Genomic DNA, 20,179 nt, shown 5'->3' on the forward strand with positions numbered 1-20,179 from the left:
AGGGAGCTGGCGGCCGGCGTCGTCGAGCGGGTCGTCACCGGTGATGTGATCAAGGAGATCGAGGTCTCAGGCCCCGGCTTCCTCAACATCACGATCACGGACAAGGCGATCATCGAGACCCTCGCGCTGGCGAAGAAGGCGAAGGCCAATCCGAGGGAGCTGGCGGCCGGCGTCGTCGAGCGGGTCGTCACCGGTGATGTGATCAAGGAGATCGAGGTCTCAGGCCCCGGCTTCCTCAACATCACGATCACGGACAAGGCGATCATCGAGACCCTCGCGCTGGCGAAGAAGGCGAAGGCCAATCCGAGGGAGCTGGCGGCCGGCGTCGTCGAGCGGGTCGTCACCGGTGATGTGATCAAGGAGATCGAGGTCTCAGGCCCCGGCTTCCTCAACATCACGATCACGGACAAGGCGATCATCGAGACCCTCGCGCAGCGCGCGACGGACGCGACCGGCCGCCTCGGCGTGCCGTTCGCCGACAACCCGGGCACCACGGTCATCGACTACGCGCAGCCGAACGTGGCGAAGGAGATGCACGTAGGCCACCTCCGTTCCGCGGTCATCGGCGACTCCGTGGCCCAGATCCTGGAGTTCGTCGGCGAGACGCTCGTACGGCGGCACCACATCGGCGACTGGGGCACCCAGTTCGGCATGCTCATCCAGTACTTGATCGAGCACCCGCACGAGCTCGATCACAAGGAGGGCGAGGTCTCCGGCGAGGAGGCCATGTCGAACCTCGACCGGCTCTACAAGGCGTCCCGCGCGCTCTTCGACTCCGACGAGCAGTTCAAGACGCGGGCACGCCGCCGGGTGGTGGACCTCCAGGCGGGCGATCCGGAGACCCTCGCGCTGTGGCAGAAGTTCGTGGACGAGTCGAAGATCTACTTCTTCTCGGTCTTCGACAAGCTGGACATGGAGATCCAGGACCCGGACATCGTCGGCGAGTCGGGCTACAACGACATGCTGGACGAGACGTGCCGCCTGCTCGAGGAGTCGGGCGTCGCGGTCCGCTCCGAGGGCGCGCTGTGCGTGTTCTTCGACGACATCAAGGGCCCGGACGGCAACCCGGTCCCGCTGATCGTGAAGAAGTCGGACGGCGGCTACGGCTACGCGGCCACGGACCTCTCCGCGATCAGGGACCGTGTCTTCAACCTGAAGGCGAACAGCCTCCTGTACGTGGTCGACGCCCGCCAGTCCCTCCATTTCAAGATGGTCTTCGAGACGGCACGCAGGGCGGGCTGGCTGAACGGCGACACGAAGGCCGTACAGCTGGCGTTCGGCACGGTCCTCGGCAAGGACGGCAAGCCGTTCAAGACCCGTGAGGGCGAGACGGTACGCCTCGTCGACCTCCTCGACGAGGCGATCGAGCGCGCCTCCGCCGTCGTACGGGAGAAGGCGCAGGACCTGTCCGAGATGGAGATCGCCGAGCGCGGAGCGCAGGTCGGTATCGGCGCGGTGAAGTACGCGGACCTGTCGACGTCCGCGAACCGCGACTACAAGTTCGACCTGGACCAGATGGTGTCGCTGAACGGCGACACGAGCGTGTACCTGCAGTACGCGTACGCGCGTATCCAGTCCATCCTGCGCAAGGCGGGCACCACCGAGCCGGTCGCGCACCCGGAGCTCGAACTGACCGACGCCGAGCGGGCCCTGGGCCTGCACATCGACCGGTTCGCGGAGACGGTCGCGGAGGCCGCCGCCGAGTACGCGCCGCACAAGCTGACGGCGTACCTGTACCAACTGGCGTCCCTGTACACGTCGTTCTACGACAAGTGCCCGGTCCTGAAGGCGGACACCCCGGCCCAGGTCGAGAACCGCCTGTTCCTGTGCGACATCACGGCCCGCACGCTCCACCAGGGCATGGCGTTGCTGGGCATCAGGACGCCAGAGCGCCTCTGAGATCCATCTGAGATCTGAGGTCCGTCTGAGATCCAACGGAACCGCGGCCCGTCCTCTCCCCCGAGGGAGGACGGGCCGCGGCGTTCGCTCGGCTCAGCAGCCGATGGAGTTGAAGTCCGCGAACGCGGCCTTGGTCTGTGTTCCGGCGATGCCGTCGACGGCAAGGGAGTAACCCCAGTCGTTCACGTTCCCGTACCGCATACGCCCCGTCCCCTCCTCAGTAACCCGTCAAGTGATGGCCAAAGGTTGAAGTGTCTGATCTTGTCCCGAAGTATGCGATGCTGCGGGGCGGCGCAGGCCCTCGCCTCCGAGGGACCCCAACTCCGGGGAAATCAGAGCCCTGTTGGATCGCTAGCTGGGAGAGCACCCATGCTGCCACTCGTTGAGACCGGCGAGGAGCTGGACGAGGTCGTCGGAGACGAGGCGCTGCTGCGCCCCGCCGTCGCGGATCTGTGTGAACGACTCGGTCTGACCGGACAGCGGATGGTCCGCTTCGAGGAGGGTTCGCTGCCGGTGTACGCCATCGGCGACGCCCACGTGCTGAAGCTGTACCCCGCCTTCGAGCGCGCCGAGTGCGTGCGCGAGGAGAAGGTGCTGAGCCATCTGTACGGCAAACTCCCTCTGCCCACACCGCAGTTGTACTCGGCGGGCGCGTACAAGAACGGCTGGCACTACGTCCTGATGTCCCGCCTGCCCGGCGAAAGCCTCGCGGAGGCGTGGCCGCGCATCCCGTCCGCGGACCAGGACCGGATCGTCACGGAGTCCGGCGAGACCCTCGCCGCGCTGCACGCACTGAACCCGGCGCCGCTCGCGGCCGCCGTGGGCCCGGGGGACTGGGGCAAGCTGATCGCCGCGCAGCGCGCGCAGGTGGTCGAACAGCAGCGGGCCGTCGGCCTGACGGAGCAGTGGCTGGAGCAGATCCCGTGGTTCCTGGACTCGGTACCGCTGCCGCCTCCGCCACGACGCGTGCTCCTGCACACCGAGTTCATGCGCCAGCACTTGACGGTGGACCCGAACGGCTGGCGCCTGACCGGCCTGTTCGACTTCGAACCGGCGATGGTCGGCGACCCGGCGTACGACTTCGTGGGCGTGGGCCTGTTCGTGACGGGTGGCGACCCGCGCCTGCTCAAGCGCTTCTACGAGGCGTACGGCCGTTCCCCGTTCGACCCGCGCACCCTCATGGCGTACGCCCTCCTGCACATCTACAGCAACCTGCCCTGGTACCTCCGCGAACTCCCCGCACCCCCGAAGCCGACGCTGGACGCGCTGGCGGAGACATGGTTCGGCACGGGCTGATGAGCTCGGTGCACGGGTGGCTGATGCGTCTGTGCACGGGCTGACGGGCCGTTGTCAGTGGCCGGCCTTACAGTCACGTTCATGGCGACACTTCCCAACCAGCTGCCGACGCTTGCGGCCGACCCGGCCGGCCGCTCGCTCGGGCTTCAACTCCCCTCCGGGGCCCTGCTCGACACGACGGTCTACGGGTCCTGGCCAGAGCCCCTGCTGTGGCGGGCCGACATGGCGGCGACGCCGGGCGACTGGCTGCGATCGGCATCCGCCCGGCGCACGGCCGGACTGCACCCGGTCCTGGTCGGCGGCACCGCCATGGGTGAATCGCACCCGGACAAATGGGAGTTGAACCCGGACCTGTCGTCGTATCCCGGCGACCATGACCCCGAGGACGTACTCGCCGAGCTCTGGGAGGAGTTCGCGGAGGATTACGCGACGGACGGCGACTGGCCAGGCGATTGGCCAGTCGACTGGGCCGGACTCGCCGCGGCCGGGCCGCTCGACGCCGATCCGGACGCGCGTGCCGCCGAGGTCGCCGACTCCCTTGCGAGCGACACGGGCGGCACGGGCGGCACGGTCCGGGTGCAAGAGCCGCACCTGGCGCTCGTCCCGGCCCGCCGCAGCGCGGACATACCGGCGGCCATCGGCTGGTGCGGGCCGGTCAATCACGAGAGCGACGTGGCGCGCCTGTGCGCGGTCCTCCGCTCCTGGGAGGACCGCTTCGGCATCCGGGTCGTGGCGCTCACCTTCGACCAGCTGGTCGTCTCCGTGGCGGCCCCGCCCGAGAACCTCGCCGAGGCCGAGGCCATCGCCGCCGAGCACTTCGCCTTCTGCCCGGACAACATCACGCAGGGCCACCACAACAGCCTGCGGGCGTACGCCGAGCACGAGGTGCTCGGCGCCCGCTCCTGGTCGTTCTGGTGGGACTGAGAGGTGGGACTGAGAGAACGGGGAGAACTGAGAGAAATGAGAGAACGGAGAGTATTCGCTGTCAGGCCTTGTGGCCGACCGCCCCGTAGACGTTGATGTCGGCGTCCGTCACGTCGTTGATGTCCCGGTAGCGGATCTTCTCGATGTCGTCGAGGGTCTCGAAGTAGGCCGGGTCCACGGCTTCGGGAGCGGGCGCCGGGTCCGAGTACCAGTGGTGGACGGGGACGACACCCGGCTCGTCCAGCTGGACGCCGGGCGTCTCCGTGAAGAACCGCTCGACCTCGGCCTTGGAGCGGAGCACGAACGTGAACCCGCGCTCGGTGTACGTCCGCTGGACCGCGCGGACGCTCTCGGCGTTGAGGTCCTCGGTGATGTGGCTGATCACGAGGCGGCTGCCGGACGGCAGCGCGTCCATCAGCTCGCGCACGACCGGGTAGGCCTCCTCGTCGTCGACGAAGTGCAGGATCGCCACCAGCGCGAGAGCGATCGGCTCGTCGAAGTCGAGCGTCTTCGCGGCCTGTTCGAGGATCTGCTCGGGGTACTTGAAGTCCGCGTCGATGTAGTCGGTCCTGCCCTCGGAGCCGCTGGTCAGCAGGGCGCGCGCGTGCGCGAGCACCACCGGGTCGTGATCGACGTACACGACCCGCGACTCGGGGATGATCCGCTGGGCGATCTGGTGGACGTTCTCCGCGGTCGGCAGCCCGGTGCCGATGTCGAGGAACTGCCGGATGCCGTCCTCCTGGACCAGCCGGGTCACGGCACGGCGCATGAAGTCGCGGTTGTGCCGCACGTCGAGGTAGCCGCGCGGGTTGGCCGCGAGTGCCGCGGCCGCCGCGGCGCGGTCCGTGGGGTAGTTGTCCTTGCCCCCGAGGAAGACGTCGTAGACGCGCGCCGGGTGCGCCTTGGTGGTGTCGATCCTCCTTCTCAGCTCGGCGGGGTCCTGGCTGAGAGCATCACCGCTCATGGAGACCTTCCCTCTGCGCTCACGCTGATTAAATCGGCAACAACCTAACTCTTAGGGCGACTTGATAGTGCCCGACCAGTGCCCGACCAGTGGATCACTCCGGCGGATCATTCCGGCGGCGGAGCCGTCTCCCACGCGCTCGCGCCGATCGGCTGCTGGTACGACGGCCGCCCCGCCCTTCCGCTCGTACGGAACGGCTTGCCGTTGTCGCTGATCCGCACCGTCCCGCTCTTCGTCCCGCTGGACCAGTCGAGCTCCAGATACCAGCTCACGTTGTGCGCCTGCACATCCGCGAACACGTAGAAGACCTCGGGGTCGGACTCGCTGACGCTGTACGGGAAGTCCCGCTTCCCGGCCCTGGGTTTCGTCGCGGGCCGACCCGCGTCGAGGTCCACGCCGAACGACGCCGTTTCCACGCTGCCGCCGCAGCCGACACCCATCGTGTAGTCGTTCCAGGCGAGCGGCGCGCTTCGCTCCGTCACCCGCACGTGCAGGCTCTTGAGTACGACGGTGGCCTTCCCCGTGCCCTGCACGGTCAGCTCGAGCAGCTGCTCCCCCGCGGCGACCCCGCCGAGCGCGCCGACCCACCCGCGCGCGTCCGGTTCGGTCGGCGGCGGAGGCACCTGCTCCGGGTCCCGGTTCACCAGGTAGTGCTGACTGCACGGTCCTTCCCACTTGTACGGGTTGACGTCGACGGTGGGCGCGGTGGCGCCGTCCTCGGTACCGGTACCGGTACCGGCGCCCTGGCCGCCACCTGCTCCAGTGGTGCGTGAGGCGGAGGCCGTCGGGTCCTCGTCGGCCGTGCGCGAGGCGGACGGCGAGGGCAACTTGCGCTTCCCGTCCGCCGACGGGGTGCCGCCGGCACTCTCGGCGACGGTCGACGAGACGGCACCCACGGCACCCTCCCGCTCCTTGCCCTGGCCGTTGTCGTCGTCGCCGGGCACGAGGTTCACGACGAGCGCGGCGGACACGACGGCGGCGACCACGGCCGCACCGGCGAGGAGGACTGTACGCCGACGCCGCGCCGGCGAGGGCACGGCCTCCGGCTCGGGTGCAGAGGAGTCCGGCTCGGGTACAGAGCGGTCCGGCTCGGGAGCGGAGGAACCCGACTCGGGAGCAGGCACCCCCTTCTTCCCCCGCAGCGCATCGGCCTGCACCCACCTCCGGTGCAGCTCCACCAGCTCCTCCGGAGTCGCCTTGCACAGCCGGGCGAACCGCTCCACGGGCGCGTAATCCGTCGGTACGGCATCCCCGTTGACGTACCGGTGCAACGTCGACGCACTCATGTGGAGCCGCTTCCCCAGGACCCCGTAACTGAGCCCGGACCGCTCCTTCAACTGCCCGAGGAGATCCGAGAATCCGTCCCCCACCGCCGTTCCTCCATCTCCCCGTGTCCCAGATCAGCATTCCAGGGGGAGGTCATTCCCCCAGGTCAGAGCCGTTGCAGCATTCCAGTGTCCCGAATGCCCCGGCAATCGTGGCGGCCGGGACGGATCACCGCACAAGCTGTGGTCATCCAAGCACGCCGCTCCCGGCCCCCGGCCGAGCGGCCAAGGCCCAGGACTGAATCGAAACATCCGGATCACACACACGGGGATCAATCATGTCTGTACGCAGCATCCGCACCGCCCGCACCGCCCGCACCCGCCTGCTCGCCGCCGCCGCACTCTCACTCGCCACGCTGACGCTGACGGCGTGCAGCAGCGGAGAAGGTGCTCAAGACGAGGGTGCGTCCGCCGCATCCTCCTCCACGTCCACGCCTGCCGCGAAGCCCGCAGGCAACGACAAGGACAAGGACAAGGACCAGGCGAACGAGGGCACGACCACGGGCAACGCGCAGGGAACCGCGGGCTCCTCCCAGGGCTCGACGGGAACGAGCGGTTCGACGGGCTCAACCGGCTCAACGGGCTCGAAGGGCTCCGGCTCGGACGGGGAGGACGCATCCACCACCCGCGTCGCCTGCTCCGGTGCCAACACCAAAACAACGGCCACCGAGGTCTCCCGCCCTCTGAACCACATGCTCCTCACCGTCACCAACACCGGCTCGAAGAACTGCGATCTCACCGGTTACCCCGCCGTCCGCTTCGGCGAGGCACAGTCGGTCCCGCCGGCCTTCGAGGACTCCAAGCCGCAGGCAGTGGTCACGCTGGCCCCGGGCGAGTCCGGCTACGCGGGCGTGCTCCTGGCGTCCGCGGACGGCAGCGGCTCGAACGGCTACACGGCCAAGTCCCTCACGGTCCACTTCGGCAGCGGCGCGAGCGCCAGCCCGTCGCTGCCCGCGAAGGGCGTGGCCGTCGACGACTCACTCACCGTCACGTACTGGCAGTCGACCATGGACGACGCCCTCGCCTGGTGAGGGTGGCTTACCAAAAGGTGAGTACCTGACCAAATAGTCGGTACTTGTGGCAAGTTGGGACAGGTGAGCAGGATGGTCGACATGGCAGCGAACGCAGCAAACGACGACGTACTGAATCCTGCGAACACCCCCGTCACCGTCCTCGGCCTGGGCCTCATGGGCACGGCCCTGGCCACCGCCTTCCTCAAGGCCGGCCACCCCACCACCGTCTGGAACCGCACCGCGTCCAAGACGGGCCCGCTGACGGCCCAGGGCGCGACGCCCGCCGGCACCCCCGCCGAGGCGATCACCGCGAGCCCGCTCGTCCTGGTCTGCCTCACGACGTACGACGACGTGACCGAGCTCCTCCACCCGCACACGACCGCCCTGGCGGGCCGCACGCTGGTGAACCTCACCAACGGAACGCCCGTCCAGGCAAGGAAGTTGGCGACCTGGGCGGAGGAGCACGGCATCGCGTACGTCGACGGCGGCATCATGGCCGTACCGCAGATGATCGCGACTGAGGCGGCGTACGTCCTCTACAGCGGCGTACAGGAGGCGTACGAGACACACCGCCCGACACTCGCCGCCCTCGGCGGCACGCGCTGGACCGGCACGGACCCCGGCCTGGCGTCCCTCTACGACCTGTCCCTGCTGACGGGCATGTACGGGATGGTGATGGGCATGGCCCAGTCCTTCGCCCTGATCCGCTCGGCGGACATCCCGGCCCGCGACTTCGCTCCGCTGCTCACGGACTGGCTGAACGCCATGACGAACGGCCTGGTCCCCGGCACGGCGGAAGCCATCGACAGCGGCAACCACCTGACGGACGTCTCCACCTTGGCGGTGAATCAGGCAGCGTTCCCCAACCTCCTGAACACCTTCACCGACCAGGGCGTACGCCCCGAACTCTTCGCCCCAATGAGCCAGTTGCTCGACCGAGCGATAGCCGAGGGCCACGCCCACGACGGCTTGTCCCGCCTGGTCGACCTCCTGGCCGCGGAGGCCCCGAGCAAGTCATAGACCAGTCATAGCCCCCCGCTCATAGCCCCCACTCACACCACACCACCTTGCCCGGATCCCGCTCCCCCACGCCCCACTTGTCGCTGAGCGCGGAGACGAGCAGCAGCCCGCGCCCACCTCCGTCGGCGGCGTCTGCATCGGCGACGCGCGGGGTGCCGCCGCCGCTGTCGTGCACCTCGACACGGAGTACGCCCCCGTCGTACCGCAAACAGAGCCGGAATCCCCTCCCGGGCGGCACCCCGTGCACCAGCGCGTTGGTGGCCAACTCACTGACGCACAGCGACACATCACCACTGCGCTCGGTTTCGGCCAGGCCCCAGTCGTCCAGCGCCCACGCGGTGAACTGCCGGGCGGCAGGCACGGATCGGCGGTCGCGCCGGTAGAACCGCTCGCGCTGGTACGGAAGTTGGTTTGCTTCATCCACGACAACGAATGTCGCGTAGAGTCACGACCGTTGATCAGGGAGTGAATCCGTACTGGGATTTTGTACGGGTTCACACGGGGTCGGTACGGGTGGGTGTGGGGAGTTAGGCAAGCATGAACTCCAGGAAGCTTCCGCGGAAGAGGAACCTCTCGGCCATGCGCATGCTGGGCGCGCAGATTCAGGCGGCCCGCAAAGCAGCGGGCTACACACAGCGCTCCTTGGCCGAGCGGCTCGTCGTCGACGAGGGGACCGTCGCGTCGATCGAACAGGGCAGACGCCCCCTGATGCCGGACCTCGCCGAGACGGTGGACCAACTCCTCGACTTGAAGGGCGCGTTGGTCGCCGGTGTCGAGAACATGCCGGAGATCGACCAGTTCCCGCTGTTCGCGGAGCAGTACATGGTGCATGAGAGGGAGGCCATCGCGCTGTCCTGGTACGACGCCATGGTTTTGCCCGGCCTGCTCCAGATCGAGGCGTACGCCCGCGCGGTCCTGCGGGAACGCGTACCGGCGTACGACGAGGACGAGATCGAGACCAAGACGGCGGCCCGCGTCGAGCGCCAGGAGATCCTGCACCGCAAGTGCCCGCCCACGATGAGCTTCATCGTGTGGGAACCGGTACTGCACATCAGTGTCGGAGGCCCAAAGGTCCGCCGCGACCAGCACCGTCACCTGCGTACTTGCGCCGAACTCCCAGGGCTTGCCCTCCAGTTCTTGCCAATGAGCACTCCCGCGCACGCAGGTCTGAACGGCCCCTTCATCCTCCTGGAGACACCCGATCACCAGCACCTGGCGTACACAGAAAGCCAGCGCGGCAGCCAGTGGGTTTCCGACCCAGATGAGGTGTCCATCTTGTCGCGCAAGTATGCGATGCTGCGATCACAGGCCCTGACTCCTCAGGAATCCAAGGGCTTGCTCGACCGTCTACTAGGAGACAAATGAGCACCGCACTTGAGTGGTTCAAGTCGAGCTATAGCGGCGACGAGGGCGGCGCCTGCCTCGAAGTCGCCTACACCTGGCGGAAGTCCAGCCACAGCGGCGACGAGGGTGGCCAGTGCGTAGAGGTGGCCACCTGCCCCCACGCCATCCACATCCGCGACTCCAAGAACCCCACCGGCCCCACCTTCACCACCTCCCCGGAGTCCTGGTCGGCCTTCACGGCGTACGCGAGCCGCTGACCACCGCAATGCCATCACGCACGTACGAACACGACGTGGCCTTCCGTGAGCGCTCCAGGCGGCTGCGTGCCTGGGGCCTCGGGTTCCTGTCGGTCGCGGGGCTGTTGTGGGTCTGGTGCGCCGTGCTGCTCCTCATGCCGTACCAGGTGGGGGAGCCCGACACCGTCAACCACGACGAGTGCGAGTCCCGGCTGCTCACCGACCTCGGCACGGCCAACGAGGGCTCCTGGCGAGCCGAAACCTGCGAGTCCGAACGCGACTGGCCGGAGGCCGTAGCCGTACTGGCCCTCTCCGTCCCGGTCTCGATCGTCGGCGCAATCCTCTTCACGACGGGCATCGTGAGCGTCCGCCTGAGCGAACACGCGGAGGACATCGCCCGCTTGAAAGAACGGGACGCCCGCACCGCCTGACGCTGCGTCGGCGACAACTGGCAGATTGCCGACCCGTTCAGCCCCGCGCGCGGAGTTCGAGCAGTTCCGGCGCGAGAACGACGATGATGCGGCCCCGGACTTCGATCAGGTGGTCGCGCCGTAGGCGGGTCAGCGCACGGTTGACGGTGACGCGCGTGACGCCGAGGAGATCGGCGAGGACCTGCTGGGTGCCGGGCAGCGGCACACGGCAGCCGGGTACGGCGGCGGCCTGGTCCAGCAGCCAGGCCGAAAGGCGGGCCTCGGCGGGCAGCGTGGCCGTCTCCGCGAGCCGTTCCTGCTGCCGCCGTGCGTGACCGGCGAGTACGCGCAGCACGTGTGCCCGGACCGAGGCCACGTCGTCGACCAGGTCCAGGAACCGGTCGCGCGGCAAGCTCCGTACGGCACAGGGCATGAGCGCGGTGAGAGTGGCGGTATGTCCTCCCCCGTCGATCACGGCGACCTTGTCCAGTGCGCAGGGCGCCGCCCATTCCCCGAAGCGGATGACGCGCCCGGCGCTCGTCGTGGTCGTGGCGGCGACCTGGCCACGCAACAGCAGGAGGAGATGACCGGCGGGATCTCCCACGTTGCGCAGAACCTGCCCGGCGGGGACCGTACGCGGCACGGAATACCGCCACAACTCCCGCAACGCGGCGTCCGGAAGGGAAGCCAGCAACGGCACGCCGCTCAACGCCCGCCACTGCTCGGGTGTATCAACCGATACAGACCTGCTCACGCCCCGACCGTACCGTCAACGCCATGCTGATCCTCGAACTCGCCTTCACCGACAGCCCGGAACGCCTGACCGCCCGCCCCACCCACCGACAGCACCTGGTCCGCCTGCACGCCGAAGGGCAACTCATCGCCGCGGGACCGTGGGCAGACGACAGCGGCGCAGTATTGATCTTCGACGTGAACCGCCCCGAACTCGACACGATCATGGCCGCCGACCCGTACTACAACACGGCGGGAGTGCGTGTCCTGACCATCCGGGAATGGACCCCACTCGTGACACCTGGCAGGCCGGGAGCCTCGTGAGGGCACGTACAAAACCGACCCTGCTCAGTTCACGCTCTACCGACTACCGACTACCGACTACCGATCGCCATAGGTCAGAATCCGCTCGATGTCCCAGGCGTGATGGGCGGCATCGTGGGCGTTGTTGCGCGCGACGTCCTCGGCACGCTGGATACCGCGAGCAGCATGCTCAAGAACCACGCCCTCATCCAACGCAGCCGACACGGATTCGACCCAGGCACGGGCAGCTCCTTGGAGCGACCACAAGGCCCCCTCCAGAACAATGTCGTTGTAGCAACGGGCCTTCGCCAAGAGGTCCTGGTCATATCCCGGGACCCTGCGTGCGCCGGAAAGACGTGCACCGACCAGTCGCTCAGCCCAGGTACGCAGATTGTCCGTCACATGGCTGACGTAGGCCGTAACGTTCCAGGCGAGTTCCGGATGAAACTCATCGCCCCGGCGCCCCTTCAACAGACCCGCATAGCGCTCAGGCACGCGGCTCACCTGCGCTACGGCATCAAGCGGTGTCAACGCCCAATCGAACCCGCAGTCGCGGCAAGGGTTCCCATACAAACGTACGCCCCAGAGTTCCATGGGATGCCAGCCTATTCGCAACCCTTCAACGCCTGGTCACGGCCGGTACGTACGCCACGGGCCCGCCGGACTCCGAGTCAAGGCGTCTGCCGAGCAGTCGCCGCGCTTCGGCAGCACCTCGCACCTCGTCCCGTACGACCTGAACAGGCGTGACCAAGTCGGTCGCGTAGCCCGCGAGTTGAGCCGAGAAGCGGCGCTAGCGCAGCTTCTGCGCGACCTCCGTCGCCCAGTACGTCAGGATGTTCTGAGCGCCGGCCCGCTTGATCCCCGTCAGCGTCTCCAGGATCGCCCGGTCCCGGTCGAGCCAGCCCTTCTCGGCGGCGGCCTCGATCATCGAGTACTCACCCGAGATCTGATACGCCGCGACCGGCACATCCACCGCATCCGCGACCCGCGCGAGGATGTCGAGGTAAGGCCCCGCCGGCTTGACCATCACCATGTCGGCCCCCTCCTCCAGGTCGAGGGCCAGCTCGCGCATGGATTCCCGTACGTTGGCGGGGTCCTGCTGGTAGGTCTTGCGGTCGCCCTTCAGCGACGAGGCAACGGCCTCGCGGAAGGGGCCGTAGAAGGCGGACGAGTACTTGGCGGTGTAGGCGAGGATCGTCACGTCCTCGCGGCCGATCTGGTCCAACGCGTCGCGTACGACACCGATCTGACCGTCCATCATCCCGCTCGGCCCGACCACATGCGCGCCCGCGTCGGCCTGCACCTGGGCCATCTCGGCATACCGCTCGAGCGTCGCGTCGTTGTCGACGCGGCCCTGGTCGTCGAGGACCCCGCAGTGCCCGTGGTCGGTGGTCTCGTCGAGGCAGAGGTCGGACATGACGAGGAGTTCGTCGCCGACCTCGGCCCGTACGTCCCGGATGGCGACCTGAAGGATCCCGTCCGGGTCGGTCCCGGGCGTCCCGATGGCGTCCTTCTTGGACTCCTCCGGCACGCCGAACAGCATGATCCCGGAGATCCCGGCCTCCACGGCCTCCAGCGCCGCCTTCTTCAGGCTGTCCCGCGTGTGTTGCACGACCCCGGGCATGGCGGCGATCGGCACGGGCTCGCTGACGCCTTCGCGGATGAACGCGGGGAGGATGAAGTCCGCAGGGTGCAGCCGGGTCTCGGCGACCATGCGGCGCATGGCGGGAGTGGTACGCAGCCGCCGCGGCCGCGTACCGGGGAAGGATCCGTACTTCGTCATACCCCTACGCTACGCCCGCATCAGGACCACCTTTGCCGACGCCGAGTCGGGGATCACGGGGCGTTTTCGGGCCTTCCGCGCCCACGATCAGACTCCACATGCGAACCCCAAACCACGGGTCCATGCTGGTGAAAAGGCCCCCCTGCCGGTGAAAAGGGCCCTTGCCGGTGAATAGGTCCCCTCCACCGCGCAGCCCGCACGCCCGCGCTCCCCGGAGGACGCGATGACCACCGCCGACCACCTCCCCGACCTCTTCGCCCTCTCCGACATCCACGGCCCCGTGCTACGGCCCGGCGACGAGGGGTACGCCGACGAAGTCACCGGCTTCAACCTCGCCGCACGGCACACCCCCGACCTGGTCGTCGGAGCGACCGGTGCCGACGACGTCGTAACCGCGATGCGGTGGGCGTCCGCCACCGGCACACCCGTCGCCGTCCAGTCCACCGGGCACGGCGCGAACTTCCCGATCGACGGCGGCCTGCTGATCAACACCGCGCGCATGACCGACGTACGCGTCGACGCGGGCGAGCGCACCGCGACGATCGCCGCCGGTGCGAAGTGGCGTCACGTTCTGGCGGCGGGCGCACCGTACGGGCTCGGCGCGCTCACCGGCTCCTCCACGGACGCGGGCGCGGTCGGCTACACGCTGGGCGGCGGGCTGCCGGTCCTCGGCCGGGCCTACGGCTACGCCGCCGACCTCGTGCGCTCCTTCCAGGTCGTCACGGCCGACGGGACGCTGCGCGAGACGGACGCCGAGCAGGAGCCAGAGCTGTTCTGGGCGCTGCGCGGAGGCAAGGGCAACGTCGGCGTGGTGACCTCCATGGTCAGCGAACTGCTGCCGCTGTCCCGCATCCTCGGCGGCGGGATCTACTGCCCCGGCGAGCACACCGAGACGCTGCTGCGCGCCTGGGCCGACTGGACCCGGACCGTCCCGAACGAGATGTGCTCGGCGTTCACGGTGCTGCGCCTGCCACCGCTGCCGGAGATCCCCGAACCGCTCCGCGGCGGCTTCTGGGCCCGTGTCGCGATCGCCTGGACCGGCGACCCGGGCGAGGGCGAGAGACTGATCGCGCCGATACGCGCGGCTGCGCCCGTGACGGTCGACACGGTGGCCGAGATGGACTACACGTCCGTGGACGAGATCTACTCGGACCCCCACGACCCGCTCCCCGCGAGGGAGTCATGCAGTCTGCTGCGCGACCTGACGCCCGACGCCATCAGCACGTTCGTGGAGCAGGCCGGCCCGGCGGCAGGCGCCGGCTACCCTCTCCTGCTCGTCGAACTGCGCCACATGGGCGGCGAGTTGGCGCGCCCCGCCGCCGTCGAGGACGCGGTCTGCGCCCGGGACGCGGGGTACGTCCTGGAGGCGGTCGCCGTCGTGCCCGACCCGCAGATCGCCGCCGCCGCCGAAACGGCCACCACCGCGCTGCACGCGGCGATGGCTCCGTACGGCACAGGGCTGACCATGGTCAACCTCCACGGCGCCCCGGGCGACACCCCCGACCGCGCCCGAGCCTGGACCCCAGAGGTCTACAACCGCCTACGCCACACCAAGTCCACCTACGACCCAGCAAACCTGCTCCGCTTCGGCCACACGGTGCCACCGGCAGCGGCTTGACCGCGCCCCTAAAGGAGGCCGCAGGCCTTCCTTTAGGGGCGCGGGGAACTGCGCGACAAGCCACAACGAACCCGCAGCTTCAAACGCACCCCACCTGCACCCCCAGCGGAAGCTACGTCGTACGCCGCCGCCGCGACCCCGGCCGCCGCTCACTGGGCCGAGTAACCGGCCCCCCGGCCTCCACGGCGGCAGCCCTCCGGCGCGAGCCGAAATCGGCGAGCGCCTCCGCCAGCTTGTGCACCGACGGCTCCGGAGCCATGACATCGACCCGCAGCCCGTGCTCCTCCGCGGTCTTGGCCGTGGCCGGCCCAATACACGCGATCACGGTCACGTTGTGCGGCTTGCCCGCGATACCGACCAGGTTCCGCACCGTGCTCGACGACGTGAAGAGCACCGCGTCGAAGCCACCACCCTTGATGGCCTCACGGGTCTCGGCCGGCGGCGGCGACGCCCGCACGGTCCGGTACGCCGTGACGTCGTCGACCTCCCAGCCCAGCTCGATCAGCCCGGCCACCAGCGTCTCCGTGGCGATGTCGGCCCGCGGCAGGAACACCCGGTCGATCGGATCGAAGACCGGGTCGTACGGAGGCCAGTCCTCAAGAAGCCCCGCAGCCGACTGCTCCCCCGAAGGCACCAGGTCCGGCTTCACACCGAAGGCGACGAGCGCCTTGGCCGTCTGCTCGCCCACGGCAGCCACCTTGATGCCCGCGAACGCGCGCGCATCGAGCCCGTACTCCTCGAACTTCTCCCGTACGGCCTTGACCGCGTTCACCGACGTGAAGGCGATCCACTCGTACCGCCCGGTCACGAGCCCCTTGACCGCCCGCTCCATCTGCTGGGGCGTCCGCGGCGGCTCGACGGCGATCGTCGGCACCTCGTGCGGCACGGCCCCGTAGGACCGCAGTTGGTCGGAGAGCGACGCCGCCTGCTCCTTCGTACGCGGTACGAGGACCTTCCAGCCGAACAGCGGCTTGGACTCGAACCACGACAGCTGGTCGCGCTGGGCCGCGGCGGAACGCTCACCGACCACGGCTATCACCGGGCGGCCACCGTCCGGCGAGGGCAGCACCTTCGCCTGCTTCAGCGTCTGCGCGATCGTGCCGAGCGTGGCGGACCAGGTCCGCTGCCGAGTCGTCGTACCGGCGACGGTCACCGTCATCGGCGTATCGGGCTTGCGGCCGCCGGCGATCAACTCGCTTGCGGCGGCGCCCACCGAGTCGAGGGCCGACGAGATGACGACCGTCCCGTCGGACGCGCCGACCTCGGTCCAGCAGCGCCCGGAGGCCGTGGCCGCGTCCACGAACCGCACGTCCGCGCCCTGCGCGTCGCGCAGCGGAACACCCGCGTAGGCGGGCACCCCGACGGCCGCGGCGATACCGGGCACGACCTCGAAGGGCACGCCCGCGGCGGCGCAGGCCAGCATCTCCGCGGCCGCGTACGTGTCGAGCCCGGGGTCACCGGTGACGGCACGTACGACCCGCCTGCCGCTGCGTGCGGCCTCCATGACAATATGGGCCGCGTCCCTCGACGCGGGGGCACCAGCGGTTGTTGACGCGCCGTCAACTACCGTCAGTTGAGGCGTGTCCGGGCCCGATTCCGTGTCCAGCACGGTCACGCCTTGTCTGGCGTGCGTACGGACGACGTCGAGCACTTCGGGCTCGGCGACCAGGACATCCGCGTTCGCCAGCGCCTCGACGGCGCGCAGTGTGAGCAGTCCCGGATCTCCGGGTCCGGCACCGAGGAAGGTGACGTGACCGTGTTCCAGGCCGGCGGGAAGGGTGGTGGGGCTCAATGTGCTCGCTCCCCCATCAGACCGGCCGCGCCCTTGGCAAGCATCTCGGCAGCGAGTTCACGGCCGAGCGCCATTGCTTGGTCGTACGTCTCGGGCACGGGACCGGTGGTGGACATCTGCACCAGCGTCGAGCCGTCGGTCGTGCCGACGACGCCGCGCAGGCGCATTTCCTTGACAATCTGTCCGCCGGCCAGCAGGTCGGCCAGCGCGCCCACGGGTGCGCTGCAGCCGGCCTCCAGGGAGGCGAGCAGGGACCGCTCGGCGGTCACGGCGGCCCGGGTGAGCGGGTCGTCGAGCTCGGCGAGCGCTGCGACGAGGTCCGCGTTGTCCGCGGCACACTCGATCGCGAGGGCCCCCTGGCCGGGGGCGGGCAAAACCGTGTCGACCGACAGGAAGTCGGTCACTTCGTCGATCCGGCCGATGCGGCTCAGTCCGGCGGCGGCGAGTACGACGGCGTCGAGCTCGCCCTTGTGCACGTATCCGATGCGGGTGTCGACGTTGCCGCGGATGGCGACCGTCTCGATCCGCATCCCGTGGCCACGGGCGTACGCGTTCAGCTGCGCCATGCGGCGAGGCGAGCCGGTACCTATGCGCGCGCCGTCCGGCAGGTCGCTGACCTTCAGCCCGTCGCGGGCGACGAGTGCGTCCCGCGGGTCCTCGCGCACCGGCACCGCGGCCAGCGCGAGGTTCTCGGGCTGTGTGGTCGGCAGGTCCTTGAGGGAGTGCACCGCGAAGTCGACCTCGCCGCGCAGCACCGCGTCGCGCAGCGCGGTCACGAAGACGCCCGTGCCGCCGATCTGTGCCAGGGCCTCGCGCGAGACGTCGCCGTACGTGGTGATCTCGACGAGTTCGACGGACCGCCCGGTCACCCGGCTCACGGCGTCCGCCACCTGCCCGGACTGGGCCATGGCGAGCTTGCTGCGCCGCGTCCCCAGCCTCAGGGGCGGTTTTTCCGGCCCCGTTCGCCGCTCATTCATGCTCGCCCTCGGTTCTTGGCGTTCTCGTTCTGGATCTCGTTGTCGGCCCGCGAGACGGAGGCGACCGTCTCGGGGTCCAGGTCGAAGAGGGTCCGCAGCGCGTCCGCGTACCCGGCGCCGCCGGGCTCGGCCGCGAGCTGCTTGACCCGCACGGTCGGCGCGTGGAGCAACTTGTCCACCACACGTCGCACGGTCTGGGTGATCTCGCCCCGCTGCTTCTCGTCGAGCCCGGGCAGCCGCCCGTCGAGCCGCGCGATCTCGTTCGCGACGACATCGGCGGCCATGGTGCGCAGCGCGACGACGGTGGGGGTGATGTGCGCGGCCCGCTGGGCGGCCCCGAAGGCGGCGACCTCGTCGGACACGATCCGCCGGACCATGTCGACGTCCGCCGCCATCGGTACGTCCGCGGAGGCCTCGGCCAGCGACTCGATGTCCACGAGCCGCACCCCGAGCAGCCGGTGCACGGCCGCGTCGATGTCGCGAGGCATGGCGAGGTCGAGCAGCGAGAGCACGGGCGCGGGCCGCGGGGCCTCGACGACGGGCTCGGGCTTACGGCGCTCGGGCACGCGCCCGATGGCGGCCGCGGTGGCGGCGAGCGCGCTGATGACGTCGGCTTCGGCCTCGATCGTACGGGCGTCGTGTTCGGGTGTACGAGCGTCGTGCTTACGGCGGCGGTCGACCGTCGCGTTGTCCACCCAGGCGGCGTGCTGCTCCAGGGTGGCCGCGTCCATGCCCGCCACGGCGGCCTCCCCCATGACGGAGAAGCCGGTGGCCCCCTGCACGGCGGACAGGTCCAGCGGGCAGCCCTCGTCGGTGCCGACGCTGGTGGGCGGGAGGTCTTCGCGTACGACTCCGGGGGTGGCCGCGCGCTCCTCGGCCGGCGCACCCGTACGGCCCTCGACCGCCGCGGCGACCGCCTCGGCCGTCAGGACAAGACCCGTCGCACCGGTGCAGGACACCGCGACGTCGGCACGTGTCAGCTCGGCCGACACCGCTTCCATCGGTACCGCGCGGGCCGCCACGCCCGTGTCGTGCCCCTCGATCAGGATCTCGGCGAGGCGTTCGGCGCGGTCCACCGTGCGGTTCGCGATGACCACTTCGGCCACCCCGGCCCGCGCGAGCGTCGCCGCGGCCAGCGAGGACATGGAGCCCGCGCCGATCACGAGGGCCCGCTTGCCCTTGGCCCAGCCCTCTACGGCCGCACCGGCCGTCAGCTGCTCAAGGCCGAACGTCACGAGGGACTGCCCGGCCCGGTCGATGCCGGTCTCGGAGTGGGCGCGCTTGCCGACCCGCAGCGCCTGCTGGAACAGGTCGTTCAGGAGCCGGCCCGCCGTGTGCAGCTCCTGCGAGGTCGCGAGCGCGTCCTTGATCTGGCCGAGGATCTGGCCCTCGCCGACCACCATCGAGTCGAGGCCGCAGGCCACGGAGAAGAGGTGGTGAACCGCCCGGTCCTCGTAGTGCACGTACAGGTAGGGCGTGAGCTCTTCGAGGCCGACTCCGCTGTGCTGCGCGAGGAGCGTGGAGAGCTCGGCGACGCCCGCGTGGAACTTGTCCACGTCGGCGTACAGCTCGATCCGGTTGCAGGTGGCGAGCAGCGCGGCTTCGGCGGCCGGCTCGGCGGCGATCGTGTCCTGGAGGAGCTTGATCTGCATGTCCGCGGACAGCGTGGCCCGCTCCAGAACGCTGACCGGAGCGCTGCGGTGGCTCAGCCCGACGACGAGGAGACTCATGCCGGCATCACGGCGGGGACATCCCCGTCGGGTCCTTTCCCGCTCTCCTTCGGCGCCTCGACCACGGCCTCGGCCTCGGACAGGGCCAGGGCCTCCTCGCCGGCCTTGCGCTGCTCGTGGAAGGCGAGGATCTGCAGCTCGATGGAGAGATCGACCTTGCGTACGTCGACGCCGTCCGGCACGGACAGCACGGTCGGCGCGAAGTTCAGGATGGACGTCACACCCGCGGCGACGAGCCGGTCGCAGACCTGCTGGGCGGCGCCCGCGGGGGTCGCGATGACACCGATCGACACACCGTTGTCCTTGATGATCTTCTCGAGATCGTCGGTGTGCTGCACGGGGATCCCGGCGACGGGCTTCCCGGCCATCGCGGGATCGGCGTCTATGAGAGCGGCGACCCGGAAGCCGCGCGAGGCGAACCCGCCGTAGTTGGCCAGCGCCGCGCCGAGGTTACCGATACCGACGATCACAACCGGCCAGTCCTGGGTGAGGCCCAGCTCGCGGGAGATCTGGTACACGAGGTACTCGACGTCGTAACCCACACCGCGCGTCCCATAGGACCCCAGGTACGAGAAGTCCTTGCGCAGCTTCGCGGAGTTGACCCCCGCGGCGGCCGCGAGCTCCTCGGAGGAGACCGTGGGTACCGAGCGCTCCGACAGTGCGGTCAGGGCACGGAGGTACAGCGGAAGCCTGGCGACGGTGGCCTCGGGAATCCCTCGGCTGCGGGTCGCCGGTCGGTGAGTTCGGCCAGTTGCCACGGTGCTCCTGCGGGTAGAGCGGGGCTGCAGGCGGTCACACGTACCTAGACCGCCC

The 20,179-nt window shown here is 69.5% G+C and carries 20 protein-coding genes; 10 read left to right on the forward strand and 10 right to left on the reverse strand.

The window, feature by feature from the left end:
• Nucleotides 1–6 precede the first annotated feature (6 nt).
• The 3 genes from argS to G5C60_RS29855 all read left to right on the forward strand — a co-directional run bounded on the left by argS (nucleotide 7) and on the right by G5C60_RS29855 (nucleotide 4,119).
• Complete coding sequence (gene argS / locus G5C60_RS29845; RefSeq protein WP_241267176.1) at nucleotides 7–1,899, forward strand: arginine--tRNA ligase; 1,893 nt, start codon at nucleotides 7–9, stop codon at nucleotides 1,897–1,899.
• A 369-nt stretch (nucleotides 1,900–2,268) separates the two neighbouring features.
• Entirely contained in the window at nucleotides 2,269–3,195 is a 927-nt protein-coding gene (locus tag G5C60_RS29850; RefSeq protein ID WP_165264081.1) for an aminoglycoside phosphotransferase family protein, read from the forward strand.
• A gap of 81 nt (nucleotides 3,196–3,276) precedes the next feature.
• Nucleotides 3,277–4,119: a DUF4253 domain-containing protein gene (locus G5C60_RS29855; protein WP_165264083.1), complete on the forward strand. Its 843-nt coding sequence runs from the start codon at nucleotides 3,277–3,279 to the stop codon at nucleotides 4,117–4,119.
• A gap of 61 nt (nucleotides 4,120–4,180) precedes the next feature.
• On the opposite strand, the gene G5C60_RS29860 is transcribed toward G5C60_RS29855, so the two are convergent.
• On the reverse strand, nucleotides 4,181–5,083 hold the full coding sequence (locus G5C60_RS29860) for an SAM-dependent methyltransferase (protein ID WP_165264085.1): 903 nt from the start codon (nucleotides 5,081–5,083) through the stop codon (nucleotides 4,181–4,183).
• 107 nt (nucleotides 5,084–5,190) lie between these two features.
• Nucleotides 5,191–6,453 (reverse strand): helix-turn-helix domain-containing protein, encoded by a 1,263-nt coding sequence (locus tag G5C60_RS29865; RefSeq protein ID WP_165264087.1) that lies wholly within the window; start codon nucleotides 6,451–6,453, stop codon nucleotides 5,191–5,193.
• A 233-nt stretch (nucleotides 6,454–6,686) separates the two neighbouring features.
• Here G5C60_RS29865 and G5C60_RS29870 point away from each other — a divergent pair, with 233 nt between their 5' ends.
• Both G5C60_RS29870 and G5C60_RS29875 read left to right on the forward strand, forming a co-directional pair.
• Nucleotides 6,687–7,439, forward strand: a complete 753-nt coding sequence (locus tag G5C60_RS29870) for a DUF4232 domain-containing protein (RefSeq protein WP_165264088.1) — start codon at nucleotides 6,687–6,689, stop codon at nucleotides 7,437–7,439.
• Nucleotides 7,440–7,520: 81 nt separating this feature from the next.
• Complete coding sequence (locus G5C60_RS29875) at nucleotides 7,521–8,441, forward strand: NAD(P)-dependent oxidoreductase (RefSeq protein ID WP_165264090.1); 921 nt, start codon at nucleotides 7,521–7,523, stop codon at nucleotides 8,439–8,441.
• A gap of 19 nt (nucleotides 8,442–8,460) precedes the next feature.
• Here the strand turns inward: G5C60_RS29875 and G5C60_RS29880 are convergent, their stop codons facing one another.
• Entirely contained in the window at nucleotides 8,461–8,865 is a 405-nt protein-coding gene (locus tag G5C60_RS29880; RefSeq protein WP_165264092.1) for an ATP-binding protein, read from the reverse strand.
• 113 nt (nucleotides 8,866–8,978) lie between these two features.
• Here G5C60_RS29880 and G5C60_RS29885 point away from each other — a divergent pair, with 113 nt between their 5' ends.
• Genes G5C60_RS29885 through G5C60_RS29895 form a run of 3 tightly spaced genes read left to right on the forward strand, consistent with a single transcriptional unit; the run spans nucleotide 8,979 to nucleotide 10,452 of the window.
• Entirely contained in the window at nucleotides 8,979–9,806 is an 828-nt protein-coding gene (locus tag G5C60_RS29885) for a helix-turn-helix domain-containing protein (RefSeq protein WP_165264094.1), read from the forward strand.
• On the forward strand, nucleotides 9,803–10,042 hold the full coding sequence (locus tag G5C60_RS29890; protein ID WP_165264096.1) for a DUF397 domain-containing protein: 240 nt from the start codon (nucleotides 9,803–9,805) through the stop codon (nucleotides 10,040–10,042). Before G5C60_RS29885 ends, G5C60_RS29890 begins: the two co-directional genes overlap by 4 nt.
• 35 nt (nucleotides 10,043–10,077) lie before the next feature.
• A complete protein-coding gene (locus G5C60_RS29895) occupies nucleotides 10,078–10,452 on the forward strand; it encodes a hypothetical protein (RefSeq protein ID WP_338145971.1) in 375 nt (124 codons plus the stop codon).
• A gap of 37 nt (nucleotides 10,453–10,489) precedes the next feature.
• Here G5C60_RS29895 and G5C60_RS29900 read toward each other — a convergent pair whose 3' ends face one another.
• Nucleotides 10,490–11,185, reverse strand: a complete 696-nt coding sequence (locus tag G5C60_RS29900; protein WP_338145972.1) for a Crp/Fnr family transcriptional regulator — start codon at nucleotides 11,183–11,185, stop codon at nucleotides 10,490–10,492.
• Between the two features lie 23 nt (nucleotides 11,186–11,208).
• On the opposite strand from G5C60_RS29900, the gene G5C60_RS29905 reads away from it, so the two are divergent.
• Nucleotides 11,209–11,487, forward strand: coding sequence for a YciI family protein (locus G5C60_RS29905; RefSeq protein ID WP_165264100.1), 279 nt, complete (start codon nucleotides 11,209–11,211; stop codon nucleotides 11,485–11,487).
• A 57-nt stretch (nucleotides 11,488–11,544) separates the two neighbouring features.
• On the opposite strand, the gene G5C60_RS29910 is transcribed toward G5C60_RS29905, so the two are convergent.
• Nucleotides 11,545–12,060, reverse strand: a complete 516-nt coding sequence (locus G5C60_RS29910; RefSeq protein WP_165264102.1) for a hypothetical protein — start codon at nucleotides 12,058–12,060, stop codon at nucleotides 11,545–11,547.
• 196 nt (nucleotides 12,061–12,256) lie between these two features.
• Entirely contained in the window at nucleotides 12,257–13,249 is a 993-nt protein-coding gene (gene hemB, locus G5C60_RS29915; protein WP_165264104.1) for a porphobilinogen synthase, read from the reverse strand.
• A gap of 223 nt (nucleotides 13,250–13,472) precedes the next feature.
• Between hemB and G5C60_RS29920 the strand changes: the two genes are divergently transcribed.
• Nucleotides 13,473–14,867, forward strand: coding sequence for an FAD-binding oxidoreductase (locus tag G5C60_RS29920; RefSeq protein WP_165264106.1), 1,395 nt, complete (start codon nucleotides 13,473–13,475; stop codon nucleotides 14,865–14,867).
• 112 nt (nucleotides 14,868–14,979) lie between these two features.
• Here the strand turns inward: G5C60_RS29920 and G5C60_RS29925 are convergent, their stop codons facing one another.
• From G5C60_RS29925 to G5C60_RS29940, 4 genes are read right to left on the reverse strand one after another with little or no spacing between them, the layout of a single operon-like run.
• Nucleotides 14,980–16,659, reverse strand: coding sequence for a bifunctional uroporphyrinogen-III C-methyltransferase/uroporphyrinogen-III synthase (locus G5C60_RS29925; protein WP_165264107.1), 1,680 nt, complete (start codon nucleotides 16,657–16,659; stop codon nucleotides 14,980–14,982).
• Nucleotides 16,656–17,636 carry a hydroxymethylbilane synthase gene (hemC, locus tag G5C60_RS29930; protein WP_165264109.1) on the reverse strand — a complete coding sequence of 327 codons (981 nt, stop codon included), beginning with the start codon at nucleotides 17,634–17,636 and terminating at the stop codon, nucleotides 16,656–16,658. Before hemC ends, G5C60_RS29925 begins: the two co-directional genes overlap by 4 nt.
• Nucleotides 17,633–19,366 (reverse strand): glutamyl-tRNA reductase, encoded by a 1,734-nt coding sequence (locus G5C60_RS29935; RefSeq protein WP_165264111.1) that lies wholly within the window; start codon nucleotides 19,364–19,366, stop codon nucleotides 17,633–17,635. Before G5C60_RS29935 ends, hemC begins: the two co-directional genes overlap by 4 nt.
• The gene (locus tag G5C60_RS29940; protein ID WP_165264112.1) at nucleotides 19,363–20,124 is read right to left on the reverse strand and encodes a redox-sensing transcriptional repressor Rex; all 762 of its coding nucleotides are present in this window, start codon (nucleotides 20,122–20,124) and stop codon (nucleotides 19,363–19,365) included. The genes G5C60_RS29935 and G5C60_RS29940 overlap by 4 nt, the downstream gene beginning before the upstream one ends.
• Nucleotides 20,125–20,179 lie beyond the last annotated feature (55 nt).

Source organism: Streptomyces scabichelini, from assembly GCF_011045015.1.
In the GTDB taxonomy this organism is placed as follows: Bacteria; Actinomycetota; Actinomycetes; order Streptomycetales; family Streptomycetaceae; genus Streptomyces; species Streptomyces scabichelini.